General features: G+C 48.4%; 14 protein-coding genes. 6 read left to right on the top strand and 8 right to left on the bottom strand.

The features are described 5' to 3' along the window. Positions 1-55 precede the first annotated feature (55 nt). Together ACMA1I_RS15295 and ACMA1I_RS15290 are read left to right on the top strand one after the other, a co-directional pair. Positions 56-841 (top strand): methyltransferase domain-containing protein, encoded by a 786-nt coding sequence (locus ACMA1I_RS15295; RefSeq protein WP_337069263.1) that lies wholly within the window; start codon positions 56-58, stop codon positions 839-841. Positions 842-941: 100 nt separating this feature from the next. Further along, positions 942-1,436: a hypothetical protein gene (locus tag ACMA1I_RS15290; RefSeq protein ID WP_337069262.1), complete on the top strand. Its 495-nt coding sequence runs from the start codon at positions 942-944 to the stop codon at positions 1,434-1,436. 220 nt (positions 1,437-1,656) lie between these two features. Here ACMA1I_RS15290 and ACMA1I_RS15285 read toward each other — a convergent pair whose 3' ends face one another. The 8 genes from ACMA1I_RS15285 to ACMA1I_RS15250 all read right to left on the bottom strand — a co-directional run bounded on the left by ACMA1I_RS15285 (position 1,657) and on the right by ACMA1I_RS15250 (position 7,635). Next, positions 1,657-2,598: a succinylglutamate desuccinylase/aspartoacylase family protein gene (locus ACMA1I_RS15285; RefSeq protein WP_337069261.1), complete on the bottom strand. Its 942-nt coding sequence runs from the start codon at positions 2,596-2,598 to the stop codon at positions 1,657-1,659. A gap of 1 nt (position 2,599) precedes the next feature. Further along, positions 2,600-3,508 carry a 30S ribosomal protein S6--L-glutamate ligase gene (gene rimK, locus ACMA1I_RS15280; protein WP_337069259.1) on the bottom strand — a complete coding sequence of 303 codons (909 nt, stop codon included), beginning with the start codon at positions 3,506-3,508 and terminating at the stop codon, positions 2,600-2,602. Continuing rightward, positions 3,505-3,993, bottom strand: coding sequence for an ATP-dependent zinc protease (locus ACMA1I_RS15275; protein ID WP_337069257.1), 489 nt, complete (start codon positions 3,991-3,993; stop codon positions 3,505-3,507). Before ACMA1I_RS15275 ends, rimK begins: the two co-directional genes overlap by 4 nt. Positions 3,994-4,174: 181 nt before the next feature. Continuing rightward, entirely contained in the window at positions 4,175-4,459 is a 285-nt protein-coding gene (locus tag ACMA1I_RS15270; protein WP_337069255.1) for a hypothetical protein, read from the bottom strand. A 267-nt stretch (positions 4,460-4,726) separates the two neighbouring features. Further along, on the bottom strand, positions 4,727-5,104 hold the full coding sequence (locus ACMA1I_RS15265) for a VOC family protein (protein WP_337069253.1): 378 nt from the start codon (positions 5,102-5,104) through the stop codon (positions 4,727-4,729). Between the two features lie 294 nt (positions 5,105-5,398). After that, on the bottom strand, positions 5,399-5,755 hold the full coding sequence (gene folB, locus ACMA1I_RS15260) for a dihydroneopterin aldolase (RefSeq protein ID WP_337069251.1): 357 nt from the start codon (positions 5,753-5,755) through the stop codon (positions 5,399-5,401). A gap of 3 nt (positions 5,756-5,758) precedes the next feature. Further along, positions 5,759-6,709, bottom strand: a complete 951-nt coding sequence (locus ACMA1I_RS15255) for a DivIVA domain-containing protein (protein WP_337069249.1) — start codon at positions 6,707-6,709, stop codon at positions 5,759-5,761. Between the two features lie 2 nt (positions 6,710-6,711). Then, positions 6,712-7,635, bottom strand: a complete 924-nt coding sequence (locus ACMA1I_RS15250) for a WD40 repeat domain-containing protein (protein ID WP_337069248.1) — start codon at positions 7,633-7,635, stop codon at positions 6,712-6,714. A 254-nt stretch (positions 7,636-7,889) separates the two neighbouring features. Here ACMA1I_RS15250 and ACMA1I_RS15245 point away from each other — a divergent pair, with 254 nt between their 5' ends. The 4 genes from ACMA1I_RS15245 (at position 7,890) to ACMA1I_RS15230 (ending at position 15,357) form a co-directional block, all read left to right on the top strand. After that, complete coding sequence (locus ACMA1I_RS15245) at positions 7,890-8,531, top strand: 4'-phosphopantetheinyl transferase family protein (RefSeq protein ID WP_337069247.1); 642 nt, start codon at positions 7,890-7,892, stop codon at positions 8,529-8,531. Between the two features lie 22 nt (positions 8,532-8,553). Continuing rightward, positions 8,554-9,144, top strand: a complete 591-nt coding sequence (locus ACMA1I_RS15240) for a thioredoxin family protein (protein WP_337069245.1) — start codon at positions 8,554-8,556, stop codon at positions 9,142-9,144. 545 nt (positions 9,145-9,689) lie between these two features. Continuing rightward, complete coding sequence (locus ACMA1I_RS15235) at positions 9,690-11,276, top strand: sodium:solute symporter (RefSeq protein ID WP_337069244.1); 1,587 nt, start codon at positions 9,690-9,692, stop codon at positions 11,274-11,276. Between the two features lie 544 nt (positions 11,277-11,820). After that, positions 11,821-15,357, top strand: a complete 3,537-nt coding sequence (locus ACMA1I_RS15230) for a glycosyl hydrolase (protein ID WP_337069243.1) — start codon at positions 11,821-11,823, stop codon at positions 15,355-15,357. Positions 15,358-16,063: the final 706 nt, after the last annotated feature.

Genomic DNA, 16,063 nt, shown 5'->3' with positions numbered 1-16,063 from the left:
CAAAAAAGACTCTCTGACAGTATTCCTATTGCAACTAACGCTAAAATACTGTTTCATGAAAGAACAACAGCTGCAACACGCCTTCCCAAAGGCATCGCGCTATGACCCGGCCTGGGTTCGCAAACACTCTATGGGCGAAAATGTGCTCCTGAACCTGGAAAGCCTTACCAAATCGCTGCACCTCAAACCTGGTATGCGGGTACTGGACCTGGGTTGCGGCAAAGCAATCAGTTCTATTTTTCTGGCCAAAGAATTCGATGTTACAGTTTGGGCTGTAGACGAGGCTATATCTGCCAGCGCCAACTACGAGCGCATCATGCAGCAAGGATGCGAGGAACAGGTTATTCCGATAGAGGCAGATGCCCGTGCCCTCCCCTTCGCCGATGAGTATTTCGACGCTATTATTGTAGTGGACTCCTATACCTACTTCGGCACCGACGAAAAGTACCTGCCCTACATTGCACGCTTCCTTAAACCCGAAGGCCATATTGCACTGGTAGATGTTTGCTTTACTCAGGAAATCGAGACGCTGGAGCAGGTTCCTGGTTTTCTTAAAAAGGATTTCCAGAACTATTGGTACTTTATACATACCATAGACTGGTGGCGGAAGCTATGGGAGAAAACAGGGCTGGTACACATAGAAGAAGCCTGCCAGTTAGAAGAAGCGGAGCTGGTTCGCAAAGAGTATATCCGCGATTATACCGAGGCAAAAAAGCCAGACCCATTCGCCAAAGCGCTCCAACTTGATAGCGAAGGCTTTATCTCTTTTTTTAAACTGATAGGAAAGCGCACTTCCAAAACAGCCTACCTGCAAAACTATAAATCTGCAACCAAAAAGTAAGGACAGCTGATAATTTTACGGTTTTACTACGCAAGAACTTTTAACTTTGCAGCCTTGCGGCCCGCATAGAGCCATTGATACTACAATATATTAAATAAACATGAAAAGAATTATCAGATTAACTTTCACCTTATTGATCGTTATCGTGTGTGCTGTTGGCGCACAGGCACAGAGTGGCTATTCTACTGGCATTGGCTTCAGAGGTGGCGTAGCCTCCGGACTTACCATTAAGCACTTTATTAAAAGCGATGCAGCCCTGGAAGGCATCATCAGCACCCGCTTTCGCCACAGAGGCACCACCCTTACCCTACTATACGAAAAGCATGCTCAGGCCTTTGATATAAGCGGCCTGCAATGGTACTACGGTTTAGGTGGCCACGTTGGCTTTTACGAAGGAGCTTACTACTACGACCGTGGCCACAAACGCTACGGCGACCGCCATGTACTTGGTCTGGGTATTGATGGTATACTTGGCCTTGAGTACTATATCCGCGATATTCCATTTACTATTGGTGCCGACATTAAACCTTACATCAACATACCTAGCGGTGGCGGTTTCTGGGATTCTGCCCTGCACGTGCGTTACGTGTTCTAGAGTTTAAATGCTAGATTGGTTCAGCAATACGTACTGAAGGTGCTTCAGGCACAAAAAAGGAGGACTCCAATTAAAGAGTTCTCCTTTTTTGTGCCTGACCATTTGTTACGCTTCAAACTGGGTTCTCACTGCGAAGTTTACAAGCAAATGTTGGCAGTATAGTAATAGCAAATAATGCCATCAAATTAAAATTTCTTGTATCTGAAATCTAGTTATTAACTTAAAAAGCAATATGCACCAGCGCATCGCCCTGGTTTACTACGGGCATGTTGTTCAGTCCGATAATATAGCCTGCAGAGGTAGCTACAATTTTCACCTCCATTTCTCCATACGGATCGGTAATAGTACCCAGTAACTGGTTTTTCTTCACCTGCTCCCCCGACTTTACAACACTCCGGAAAAGACCTGCGTTTTTTGCCCTGATCCAAACATCTTTGTGGCATACTACAGGCTCTTGCGCAGCTGCAGGAGCGCCTGCCATCATGCCCAGGTGGTGTAGAAACCTGCAGGTGCCCTCTATGCCAGTGCAAATACCAACCTCATCGAAGCGCAAGGATTCGCCCGCCTCATAAACCAGTATAGTTTTGCCATGTTTCCAGGCTTCTTTACGGAGCGAGCCGGTCCTGAAACCGGCGTCTAGTACAAAAGGAGCACCAAAAGCCTGCGAGAGCTCCACGTTTTTAGGGTAATCAAGCACGCACCTTATCTGCGGAAAGTTAGAGCGGCTCGACCCTCCTGTGTGGAAATCGACTCCGTAGTCGACATAGGGCATTACTTCTTTCATAAACCGATAAGCTACGCGGCTGGCAAGCGAACCGTCTTTACTCCCCGGAAAGCTGCGATTCACATCTTTTCCATCCGGCACATCGCGCGAGAAGTTCAGGAAGCCATAGATATTCAGAATGGGTACGGCTATAATAGTGCCTCTTAGCGGGTACAGCATTTTTTTGCTCAGCATACGCCGTATAATCTCAATGCCGTTTACCTCGTCGCCGTGCATACCGGCCATGAGTAGCACCACCGGCCCGTCGTGCACCGACCGGAACACATATACTGGTATTTCTATTACGGTGCCGCTCGGCAGCTTCGAAATATTTAGTTTGGTGAGCACTTTCTCACCTCTGTCTATTGACCTCCCGTTTATGGTTATGGTTTCAGGCATGCTACTCGCTTACGTCTTTCTTTTTGGTGAGCTTCCGTTTTACAAGCTCTTCTGTAAATTCTATAATTTTTCCGGCAATATCTTTTTGTGTGGCTTTCTCGATACCCTCCAGACCAGGCGAGGAGTTCACCTCCAGAATAAGGGGCCCGCGTTTCGACTGCAGCATGTCTACACCCGCCACGTTCAGGCCAAGCGATTTAGCTGCAAGCAAGGCTGCCGCTTTTTCCTGGCGCGACAGTTTGATTAGGGTTGCTTTGCCGCCCCGGTGTAGGTTAGAGCGGAACTCGCCTTCTTTGCCCTGTCGTTTCATGGCACCTACTACCTCGCCATTTACCACGAAAGCCCGTATATCGGCTCCGCCTGCCTCTGCCACAAACTCCTGCACAATAATGCGTGCCTCCAGGTTATGGAAAGCCTCTATTACCGACTCAGCGGCTTTTTTGGTTTCGGCCAACACTACGCCAAGGCCTTGCGTGCCTTCCAGCAGCTTAATAACTAACGGCGCTCCGCCTACTTCTTTTACCAGTTCAGAGGTTTCTTTGGAGTAGTTTGTAAAAGCTGTTTTAGGCATACCCAGACCAGCCCGGGCCAGAATCTGGAGGCTGCGCAGCTTATCGCGGGAGCGGACAATAGCCTGTGAGCCTACAATACTTTTTACTTTCATCATTTCGAACTGGCGCACTACGGCTGTTCCGTAAAAAGTAACAGATGCCCCAATTCGGGGAATTACAGCATCGAAGCCGGTAAGTCGCTCACCTTTGTACAGGATGTGCGGGTTTCCTTGCTCCACTACTAGGTCGCAACGCAAATGGTCCAGCACCACGGCCTCGTGCCCCCGCTGCTCTGCTGCTTCTACCAGACGTTTGGTAGAGTACAGTTTTGGGTTACGGGAGAGAATGGCTATTTTCATAAAAGATTTTTTTTCTGTTTGATGTTAGTTTTTTTACCGACGTTTTTACGGGAAACATCCACGATAAACCGGCCCCGCAACAGTGTCCGGCCAATAAGGACGGGGTATTTCATGTCGCTGCGATCTGAGAGAGAAAACTCGGCTTCTATTTCTTCCTCAAAAAACTTTATTTTGGTTCTGATCACATATCGCTGCTGCACCTCGCCATTAGAACTTTTAATGTCGCGAAAGGTGTAATCGGAAAAAGTAAGTTTTCGGTGGTTGTACTTTGGGTGCGAAGGGTCCAGCAGGTCCAGACTAATTACATTGGTGCCGTTTGGCAATGTTTCTTCGTGGATGTCGGAGCAGTGGATGGCTGAGGTATAGGCTCCCGTATCGATCTTGGCCTCTATCTCCTCCAGGTCCAGTTCCGGGAACGACACACGCTCGCGCCTCCCAACAATCATTTTCTCCGGTTTTGGCTTTTTTGGGGTTTCCTCTCTCATAAGAGGTTAAATATACGTTACTGAAATTTATGGTTGCTACCCAAAACCCCGAAAGCCCAAATTAAGGTTATGTTAACTGAAATATTTTTAGTGGAACGGCTGCATCTGGTTTTTCAAAGGCACTGATTTTGAGCAAAGTGTATTTATCTGGCCTACACCATATGTATTATTACTTTTAAGGCTAAAGAAGCGCCTCTACCAGCCCCTCCCACTCTTGTTCCAGCGAAACGGCAGGCCTTGTCTTTCCGGCCCGGCGGTACCAATAGTCAGCATTCCAGGTGTCGCCTTCTTTGCGGTGCAGGTAAGCGTGTATCCAGGCGGCATTTTTATCGGGCAGGTCCTGGATAAGCACATGCGCTTTCTCCCAGTTGCCTCGGGCATCGAACCAGAGTGCCTGCAGGTACACAGTTGCTTCGGCTGGTGGCTGTGCGGCAGAAAGACTTTCTTTAAAGGCAGATACTTCCATTTTAGGCTAGGTAATATTTCTTTTCAACCAGAATTAGTTAAGAGCAGGCACAAAAATCCTTTGCTTACCCTAAAGATATTGTGCTATCGAACCTCTCCGGAAGGGCATTTTTATTAGAATAATTACAAATACCAAACTTTTGCCAGCAGCCTTTAGCAGCGCTGCCTGCTTTGCCCATAAACATAGGTGTGCAGAGGTTAGCCAAAGATAAATTATTAGAATGAAAAAGCCCTTCCGGAGGTAAAAAACACGAAAACAGGTCCAGGTTTACTGGCTTACTACAGAGGTTATCCACCACACGTTCCCTACCGGATCTGTTACGCCACAGCTGCGGCCATAGCTTTGTGTGGAAGGTGCCGTAACGGTAGTGGCTCCGTTTGCAAGCGCCAGTTCGTAGGTGGCATCGGCATCTGGTACGTACACAAACAAGTTCGCTGTTTGTGCCTTCCACTGCTCTGTAGCATCGCAGTACATAATGGTGCTGCCACTTATCTGCACTTCGGCATGCATCACATGTTTTTCATCCCGCATGGCAGAATATGTTTCCTCAGCATCAAATACGATGCTAACAAAGGCTTTGAATTTCTCGGCATTGTGTAGCATGAGGTAAGGCATTACGGCTTGGTGTGTTTTAGGAATTTCCATTGGTTAAAGGTTATAAATGAAACACAATGCTAAACGTTCAGCTCCTGCGCTCTCCGGTCTTACCCTTCCGAAAGAAAAAGAAAATAATCGGGTTTGGAGTTAGTTACTACTTTCAAACTTGAATGCGCCACTGATTGATCTTTGAATATACTAAAGTTAGTTGCTGGTTGCAAGGCAATTAATTGCTAATGTAAGTGATTCCTGGCTTAAGAAAACATAGCCGCTTTTGCCGCAAAAAAAAAACAGCTGATCCTTTTTCAGAATCAGCTGCATTTATGGGTAGGTGGCAAGTACTTACCTTTCCTCCTCTAAAGTTACTTTTGCCCACTTGCAGATACCTCCAAGCGGAGGGTTAAACTTATACACTTGTACCTTTACCGACTGCACAAACGGAAACCGCTCATAAACTTTGTCTATGATGCGGTGGCCCAGGTGCTCCAGCAGCCGTGCGGGCACTTTCATTTCCTCCACTACCAGGGCATACAGGGTCTCGTAGTTTACGGTTTGGTGCAGGTCGTCAGACTCAGCGGCCCGGCGCAGGTCGGTGTGCAGGTACAGGTCTATGCCGTACTTGTTTCCAATTTTCTGCTCCTCGTCGTAGTAGCCATGAAAAGCGAAGAACTCCAGGCCCTCCAGCGCAATTTGTCCCATAGTTTAGCCTAACTCGTCGAAGAAAGAGCCGGCAGTTTGTTTGGCTGGTTGCTGGCTATAGCTTCTGGATGGTTCCGTTAACGGTGGCTGAATTTCCGGCTCCTCCGGCTTTATTGGCTGAATATCCGGAATGGGTTGTTCTATTTCAGGGCCAGGTATACGGCCAGGATAGTCTGGCTCCGGCTGCTCTATTTCAGGGCCCGGAATAGATGGCACCGGCGTTACCGGGTTCGGAATTTCAGGTATCGGATCGTTAACACCTGGAGCAGGATCGCCGAAAGGCTCTACCTCGCTTGCTACCTGCAGGGCTACCGGTGTGGCGGCCACAGGATATAAATCTTCGTTTGTTACTTTCATTTCTTTCAGGTTTTGAAGCAGTTCCGGCGTGTTTATTTTTACGTCTACCGCTCTAGAAAGAATACTCAAAGTACTGGCTTTAGGTTTTGCACTTGTCTTTTCTACCTTCTCTAAAGCATCATTAGCGAGGTTTTTAAGGTCGCGCACCATGCTATCGAGATAGCTTTCCAATCGCTGGTAATCCTGCTCCAAGGCTTTAACCTCCTGCTGCATTTCTACCAGAATTTTTCCAGATTTCTGGCTGGCTTCTTCTAACAACGAACGTGCTTCGTTACGGGCTTTGTTCAGCAGTTCATCCGACTGCAACTGGGCCTCACGGGCTTTCAGCTCAGCCGATTTAGTGGCCTGCTCCAGGATACTGTTGCCAGTATCTTCGGCTGTTTTAAGTGTTTTATATAGAGAAGACTCCACCTCGCGCAGCTTCTGGGTTTCGCGATGAGCCGCATCAAGTTTCATGCGCAGGTCTTTATTCTCATCCAGTAATTTTTCCCACTGCTGCGATAAGGTCAGCAAAAAAGCATTTACCTCATCCTTGTCTAAACCTCTGAAAGCTTTCTCAAATGTCTTTTGTCTGATTTCTAACGGTGTAATCTTCATATTCAACTCAATTTTATGTCCCAGACCGAAATGGTGCGATCATCACTACACGAAACTAACTGATTATGGTGAGCCGTCCAAAATAATTTATTCACGGAAGTGCCGTGGCTTGCATTCCGGACTTTATCGATCACTTTCAGTAATTTAAAGGTGCGGGCATCCCATATTTTAATAGACTTATCCATGCTACAGGTGGCAAAATGGCGGCCATCGGGGCTGTAAGCAAGGTGGTTGATGGTGTACATATGGGCAATAGTGTAGCCTCGCTCTTTGTATCCTTGCTGCACCTCCCACACCCGCAGGTGGGCATCGCGGCCGCCTGTTATAAGTAGGTCGCCTTCCGGCGCATAGGCTACGGTAAACACTGAATTGGTATGGTTTTTCAGCTCGTGCTTCAGTTCCATGGTTGCCGCATCAAATACCCTGACGCTGTTGTCGCTGTAGCCAACGGCCAGCTCCTGGGTCTGGTTGTTCAGGGCCAGCGAACGGGCACTTTGGTCGGTGCTGCGGGTTATACTTTGCAGCTCAAAGGTATCAGCTGCCAAAACACAAACGCCACCATTGCCCTGCGCTACATATACTTTGTTCTGCAGTGCGCTGTATTTAATGTCGAAAATGGATACTTTCGGCAGCGATACCGATTTTAAGATAGTTTTGTTCTGAAGGTCGATCACCTGCACGCCTTCGTTGTTCTGCCCGATAAGCAGCAGGTTGCGGAAAGGCACATAACTGAGCGCGTAAACCGATGAGCCTACCCGTGCCACCAGTTCCCCGTTTTCGGGGTCGTTTAAATTCCAGGCTGCCACCATGCCATCTCCACCTGCCGAGAAAATCACGTGGCTCTCTCCGGATGGTTCCAGAGTGTAGATGCAGTCGCGGTGACCGGTAAGTGTGTGCAGTTTTTTTACTTCTATTGTGTTCGCCATGCCAGCTGTTTGGTCCTTAGTGAAAGCGCCTGTACCTTCATCTGCTCTGTTGCAAACACGAAAAGGAAACAAGCGCTTAAATTTGTTTAAATTTACAACAAAAAAGAAGCAATAGCAGGTTCTGTAACTTCTGTGCGGAAATTAGCGTCACATGCGCTACCAACTGCGGAATGTTAGATATAGGAATGCTTAAGCACTCCAAAATCTAATTTTTATTTTCTAATTATTAATTTGGCAGGTCTCCTGCCCTACTTATGCCACTTGTACACACCCTGCATCCTGCTCCGCAAACCCTTATCGGCATCTGGCAAATAGAAGAGCCTGCAGCAGACTTATATGCTGCTTTGCCGGCGCATGCAGATCTCAGCGTACTGGCAGGCAAGGTACACCCGAGGCGTGAGCAGGAGTGGCTGGCTAGCAGAGTACTGGCTTACAAGCTCCTACAGCAGTTTACAGAGGCACCCTTGGTGCTGTGCCGCAACGAATACGGAAAACCTTATTTTGAGCATAGCAACCTGCACATCTCTATTACGCATTCTCCTCAACTGGCTGCCGTTATACTCTCGGCGGCACATAATGTTGGCATAGATATTGAACTGATAAGCCAGAAGGCACTCCGGGTGGCAGATAGGTTTCTGGCCGACAGCGAGAAAAACTGCACAGCAGGCGATGGCACCACAACCTGCGTCTACTGGAGCGCGAAAGAAACGTTATACAAAATGTATAGCAAAAGAAACCTTATATTTAAGGAAAACATCAGGCTGACTCCTTCAGATGCCGAGAATATGCTGCTTGGACTTGTTGAGACCGCCAGTTTTTCAAAAACGTACGAGGTATACTACCAAAACTTTGACAATCATATTCTTACATATTGCATAGACAACGCTGTTGTATAAACTCTACCCAAACAAACTTCACATGAAAAAATTAGCTTCCATTGCCGTAGCCCTGCTTTTAGTCGGGAGTGTTTTTGCTCAGTCGGGCAGTTATAAACTTAACGACAAGGTGGCTGACTTTTCGTTGAAAGACGGCCAGGGCAAAGCTGTATCGCTAACCGACTATGCCGGCAAAAAAGCGGTGGTAGTAGTTTTTATAAACAATACCTGCCCTTATGCCAAACTTTATGAGGAGCGGCTGGTAAACCTTGCCAGCGCTTATGCTGGCAAAGGCATTCAGTTTGTATTTATCAACCCCAACATTGGTTCTGGCGAAGGAAGCGAAACACTTCAGGATTTGGCTGGCAAGAATTACAGCTTCCCGTACCTGGCTGACGAAGGGCAGGTACAAAGTGCTAAGTTTGGTGCCACCAAAACGCCGGAGGCATTTGTGCTGCTGCAAAACGAAGGGCAATTTGTGCTGAAATACAAAGGCGCCATAGATGACAACCCGCAGGTGGCGGACCAGGTTAAAAGCTTTTTCCTGAAAAACGTGATCGAGGAAGTACTAAGCAATAAAACAGTTTCCTCGCTTGAAAGACGCGCCACAGGCTGTTTGATTAAAAAATATTAATTAAAAGAATGTACATCTTATAAGCTCAAAAAAATTATTCTAATGAAAAGGGCCTTCTAGAGCCTTTTCAGTCCGGAAAGGCCCTAGGCTATATGTGGCGTCAGCGCCACTTAAACTTAAAATCCCTGATGAGAAATTCACCTTTTCATCAGGGATTTTGTGTTTCTGCAGCCCTAAGGAAATAAGTATTAAGGCTAATAATCTACTCTCCTGCAATGGTTCCTCCTATGCGGCCTCTCTTCTCACACTTCTGCAGCAACTGCATTAAAAAATCAAAAAACTGGAACAATTGTTAGTTATCATTCAAACTTTTACTACATTTATATATAAATTATCTATTCATATAATAACACCAATAACACTATTCCAAGGCAGCTCCTCAATACCTGTTCCATATAATAAGGCTAATCCTATGTTTAAAAAGTTTTCAGTAAAAACAGGGAAATGGTTTATACGGAACACCACTTTCACAAAGGATGGCAGCAAGAGGATCAGAAAAGAATTATTAGCATTTTGTTTTTTAAATAAAGTACACTCCCATTGGTATGGAAACATTACACATTATAGACTACATCATTATTTTTATATCGTTGGCTGTATCGCTTTCTGTGGGTTTACGGTTTGCTAAAAAACAGAATTCCACCGATAGTTATTTTGCTGCCGGAGGCACTATTCCTGCCTGGGCCATTGGTATGTCGCTGCTGGCTACGCTGGTGAGCAGCGTTACGTTTCTGGCTTACCCGGGCGAGGGCTTTTCATCGAACTGGATCTTGTTGGTGCAGGGCATTATGGTGCCACTGATACTGGTGGGCATGATTTGGTTTATAGTACCGCTCTACCGGAAAGTAATTGGCCTGAGCACCTACGAATACTTTGAGAAGCGATTCGGCTCCTTTGCCCGTTTCTACAGCTCGCTGGCCTTTATCCTGACGCATTTTTCTAAAATGGGCACAGTTTTCTTTCTGCTGGCCCTGGCGCTGGCCAACATGACGGGAGCTAACACATTTGCTACCATTTGGGTTATCGGCCTGTTGATTATTGCCATAACCTTGCTGGGTGGCATCGAGGCTGTTATCTGGCTCGATGTTATTCAGGGCTTTATGCTTATTGCGGGAGGCATTGTGTGCCTCTTCATTATAATGTACTCGGTGGAGGGTGGCCCTGCTGCCGTGTGGCAGATTGCCGAAGAACATGGCAAAACTGGCTTTGGCCCTTACGAATGGAATTTTACGAAGCTTACCTTTGTCGTTATGGCCTTGAACGGGATATTTTATGCTATCCAGAAATACGGCACCGACCAAACCATTGTGCAGCGTTATCTCACTGCCCGCACCGACAAGGGCGCTGTGCGTGCCTCGCTAATGGGTGTGTTGCTGACAGTACCTCTTTGGGCACTTTTTATGTTCATAGGTACCGCCTTGTATGTTTTTTACCTGCAGCACCCCCTGCCCGACGATATGCGGCCCGATGCCATTTTTCCTTACTTTATAAATACCCAATTGCCAATTGGCGTAACAGGGCTAATACTTTCTGCCTTAATCGCAGCCGCCATCTCCAGCCTCGACTCCGACCTGAATTGCTTGGCAGCGGTGGGAGTAGCAGACTATTACAAACGCTTTAAGCCAAACCGACCCGATGCCGAATACCTGAAAGTAGGCAAATGGATTGTGGTAGGATCGGGCTTGGGCGCTATCCTGATTGCTAGCCTTTACCTTTCTGCTGGTGAGGAAGGTGTGCTGGGCATTGTGTTTACCCTTTACTCCATCTTCTCTGGCGGTATAGCCGGCATCTTCCTGCTGGGGCTCTTCAGCGCCCGTGCAAACAAAGAAGGCCTCAACATTGGCATTATCTCCTGCATCGTGTTCACCACCTATGCCTTCCTATCGTCTACTGCCTTTGATTTTGGCAGTGGCAAAAAGTTGCTGCTCGACTTGGGAGACCTTAACTTTACGCAGCACAAATATATGTTGGGTGTATATAGTCATCTTATTGTTATAGTTGTAGGCTACATTGCCAGCTTGTTTTTCCCGAAACCGGTGCTCGATAAAAACCTGCTGTACAGTGGCTGGCTCGAGACACACCGTAAAGAAAAAAAGGCACGAAAGGCGGCAGAAGAAATGTATACGCACTAGTGCTGTGCCAAATTCAAAATTAGAAATGATGGCAGAATGATGTTCTGAAAATCTGTTTGAAGGGGCACTACCTACACTCAACTTGAAAATGTCTGGTGGAAGCAGAAGTATTCGAATGTATAAAATGGTTTAGGGACATTGCACAACAACAAGCATGGCTACCGACTCTAACCCAGTTCTTGGGTTGAGCGCCTTTGCAGGTTTCCGGTGCCGCGGGAGCGGCAGCCCGCTTGCGGGCAGGAAAGATGCAGCAGCGCGATGCCCATGAACGAGGCCCCGCGGCCAAGAGCGCTAAGCCATGTACTATAAAACACTAAGTGTATGGGCATCGGATAGAACTGCTGCTAAGAGTGCTGGAGCCTTTCTATAAGGTACCCTAATATGTTATACACTCGAATTATTCAAATGAAAATACCCTCCGGAAGGATTTTTGACAAAATGTTGCCAAGGGTATGCCCGGCATATTATGATTGTATGCACCAGAGAGTATTTTTATTTTGAATCTCAAAATCAGTTTATAAATAGTTAAATCTCATCCATCCTGATGATGAATCCGAAGTGGAATAGAAGAGAATTTTTAAAGAAAACAGGCGCAGCTGGTTTAGCGCTTTCTGCCACAGGCATACCCTTGTCTGGTCTGCTTTCGTCGTGCAGCAGGCAGGCAACCGGCTGGTCGAGCATGGTTCCTGCCAGCGCCCTAAGTGCTGCTTTTCAGTCGCCACCGGCTGCGGCTAAACCTTGGGTGCTCTGGTACTGGATGCATGCCAGCTCCTCAAAAGAAGGAGTAACTGCCGACCTGGAAGCCATGAAAGAAGCTGGAATAGGCGGTGCCTACTTAGTAGCTATCAAAGGAAAAACTGATCCGCCCCTTACTCCTAAACCGGTAGAACAGCTGTCGCCGGAATGGTGGCAGATGGTAAACCACGCCCTGAGCGAAGCTGGGCGACTGGGCCTGGAAATGGGCATACACGCCAGCGATGGCTTCGCCCTGGCAGGCGGCCCCTGGATTACACCGGCCCTCTCGATGCAAAAAGTAGTCTGGTCCGAAACACACGTGGCAGGCGGCAAACGGTTTACTGGCAAGCTACCACAACCTCCTACAAAAGTAGATTACTACCGCGACATAGCTGTACTGGCTTATCCTACTCCTCCGGGAGCAGACATATCTACGCTCACGGTAGCACCCAAAGTAAGCTCTAACAAAGCCGATATGCCTGCCCCACAGTTTTTGGTGACAGCTGGTAACAAACAAAATTTTTCTAGCAAAGAGCCCTGCTGGATTCAATATGCATTCGATAAGCCCTTTACCTGCCGCTCTATCGTTATCCGCACCAATGGCAATAATTTTCAGGCGCAGCGGCTTCTGCTAGAGGTTAGCGACGATGGCAAGACCTTCCGCTCGATTGGCCGGCTGAAGCCGCCACGCCATGGCTGGCAGGACACTGATGCCAACAACACGCACGTGATCGAGCCTACCACAGCCCGTTACTTCCGGTTTGTGTACGACAAAGCTGGTTCGGAGCCCGGAGCAGAAGATGTAGACTCAGCAAAGTGGAGCCCGAACCTTAAAGTTGCCGGTATAGAGCTTTCCGGTACACCACACATACATCAGTACGAAGGCAAAACAGGCGAAGTATGGCGCATCAGTCCCCGCACCACTGCCGCACAGGTACCGGATGATCTTTGTGTGCCTGCTGATAAGATAGTAGATATTACTAAACATCTGGATGCCAATGGCAACCTGAACTGGAATGCCCCATCCGGAAAATGGACCATTCTCCGGATGGGCCACACCTCCACCGGCCACACCAACGCCACAGGTGGCGCAGGTACAGGCCTGGAGTGCGACAAGTTTAACCCTGAGGCTATTAACAAGCAGTTTGATGGCTGGTTTGGCGAAGCAATGAAGCAGGCCGGGCCGGAACTGACTGCCAAAGTGCTGAAACTTTTTTATATAGACAGCTGGGAGTGCGGCAGCCAGAATTGGTCGCCGGTTTTCAGGGAGGAGTTCCGCAAGCGCCGGGGCTACGACCTGGTGCCTTACCTGCCGCTCTATGCCGGCATTCCGATACAGAGTGCCGATGTATCGGAGCGTTTTCTGCATGATGTTCGCCAGACGATTGCCGAGTTGGTAAATGATATGTTTTATGGTACCCTCATGACCAGGGTGCGCGAACATGGCCTTCAGTTTACTGCAGAGTGCGTGTCTCCGACCATGACCAGCGATGGCATGCTGCATTACAGCACCGTAGATGTGCCAATGGGTGAGTTCTGGTTCCGCAGCCCAACACACGACAAACCAAATGATGTGCTCGATGCCATTTCAGGCGCGCACGTTTACGGCAAACAGATTGTGCAGGCAGAGTGCTTTACGCAGCTGCGCATGGCCTGGGATGAGCATCCGGCCCTTTTCAAGACATTAGGCGACCGCAATTACGCTCTCGGCTTTAACCGCTACGTGTACCACGTGTTCACACACAACCCCTGGCTCGACCGCAAACCAGGCATGACCCTGGATGGTGTGGGCATTCACTTTCAGCGTGACCAAACCTGGTGGAAACCGGGTCGCGCTTGGGTAACATACGCGCAGCGTTGCCAGGCTCTGTTGCAGCAGGGCAATTTTGTAGCAGACATAGCAGTGTTTACTGGCGAAGATATTCCCAGAAGAGCCGTGTTACCAGACAGGTTAGTATCTACTCTACCCGGAATATTTGGCAAAGAAGTGGTGCAGCAGGAGAAAGAACGCCTGGCAAGTGCAGAGGTTCCGTTGCGCCAGATGCCCGATGGTGTTACACACACCGCCAACATGGCTGACCCTGAAAACTGGATAGACCCGCTTCGCGGCTATGCCTACGACTCCATAAACCGTGATGCTTTGCTGCGCCTCGCAAAAGTGGAGAATGGCCGCATCGTATTGCCGGGTGGTGCCAGCTATGCGCTCCTGGTTATTCCGGGAGCACGGCCTATGGCTCCAAACAGCGATACCATGTCGCCGGAAGTGGCGCAAAAGCTGCTGGAACTAGTAAAAAACGGTGCCACTGTGTTGATAACCGACCGCCCCGACCGCTCTCCCAGCCTCCACAACGCGCAGGCTAACGACGCTAAAGTACAGCAACTGCTACAGGAGCTTTGGGGCACAGGACCAGCCGAGGCCAGCACTGCTGCCAGCGCCAGCGCAGCCATTCAAAGCCTGGGCAAAGGCAAGCTGCTGAGAGGTCCTTACCAGAGTGCTTCGTTTGATGCGCTAGGTCTGGAGCGCGACGTTATCGCAACTGAAGCAGGTAGCAACCAACGAGCCCTCGACATTGCCTGGACCCACCGCTCCTCTCCTGACTTCGACATTTATTTTATCTCGAACCAGCAGGAAAAGCAGCGTAGCCTGGAGCTGTCGCTACGTGTGGCGGGACGGGAGCCGGAGCTATACGATGCTGTAACAGGCGAAGTTCGCCGGGCTGCCAACTGGCGCATCGAAAACAACCGCACTATGTTGCCGCTACAACTGGAGGCCAACGGGTCAATTTTTGTGGTGCTGCAACATAAGGTACCAGATAAAAAGTCCGAAGAAGGCAATAACTGGATAGCTCCGCAGCCTATGCAGACGCTGGAAGGAAGCTGGGAGGTACAATTCGATCCTGCTTTCGGCGGTCCGAAAGAACCAGTAGCCATGAGCCAGTTAGTTGACTGGAGTAAGCAGTCCAGCTTTGGTGTAAAGCACTACTCCGGCACCGCCGTCTACACCAAGACGTTTGAGAGCAAAGCACCTGCCGATAAGAAAAGTCGCGTGTGGCTGGACCTGGGTAATGTAGCTAACATAGCCGAGGTAAAAGTAAACGGCACTCCCTGCGGCATAGCCTGGACGGCCCCTTACCGTGTAGAAATAACAGAAGCCATTCGCCTCGGTAAAAATGAATTGAAGATTGAGGTATCGAACACTTGGGCCAATCGTTTAATCGGCGACCATAGCTTGCCAGAAAATGAGCGCCTCACCTGGACCCTGGCTCCTTATCGCCTGGAAGGTAAGCCACTGCTAGAGGCTGGGCTGCTAGGTCCTGTTACCATCCAAACAGCAAAGGTGCTATAAATCGTTTTCTATGATAAAGTAAGGGCTCCTGTTCAGTTGCATACACAGCTAAACAGGAGCCTTTTTGCTTTCTGAGTCTATACTACCCTTGGCATTTTGCTCTGTAAAACCCTCTTGAAGGGCATTTTCATTAGAATAATTTAAGTTGTGCGGTAGCAAATACCTAGTTACCTCAACTCCCCCCACCAAACTTTTGTCATCCAGAAGAAATCTTGTGGGAGAGAGCCATCAGCAAAGGCTACTGGCGGTTTAGCCTAAGTTCGCATTGTAGCTGTTACAGTTGTAATAGCGGAGTGAAGCTTTTTTATTGCTGAAGTTCTTGTTCTTTTTGTCTTGATACAAAAGGCCCCGCCAAATCGAGGGCCCCTTCCCCACTCGCTGAATGCTCTTAAAGAGAGCTCCTACCCCCCAACAGTGCCGGCTCAGTTCGTGCATTTGGCTGACTTTTCTGCTTGATTGCTACCTGCCGCAATAAACTGGAAGAGGCAGCTATTGCGCAAGCTGGTTAATACTCATTTGATTGTATAATATTTTAAGGTTTATCCATAGTAGCACTGCAATCACTGCCGTGAGTTGGAAGCTCGCCATTATAATAAACCACCAGCTGAAAGCTCGCGGGAGATGTACATTTATAGATTATACACTCAAATAATTTGAATAGGGTAACCTTCTTCAGCTCCATCCTCTAAGAAGAAAGCCCACACAG

It is taken from the genome of Pontibacter sp. 13R65 (assembly GCF_047525655.1).
GTDB lineage: Bacteria > Bacteroidota > Bacteroidia > Cytophagales > Hymenobacteraceae > Pontibacter.
Note: the sequence above shows the minus strand (reverse complement) of the source record. Positions and strands in the feature narration are given on the sequence as shown.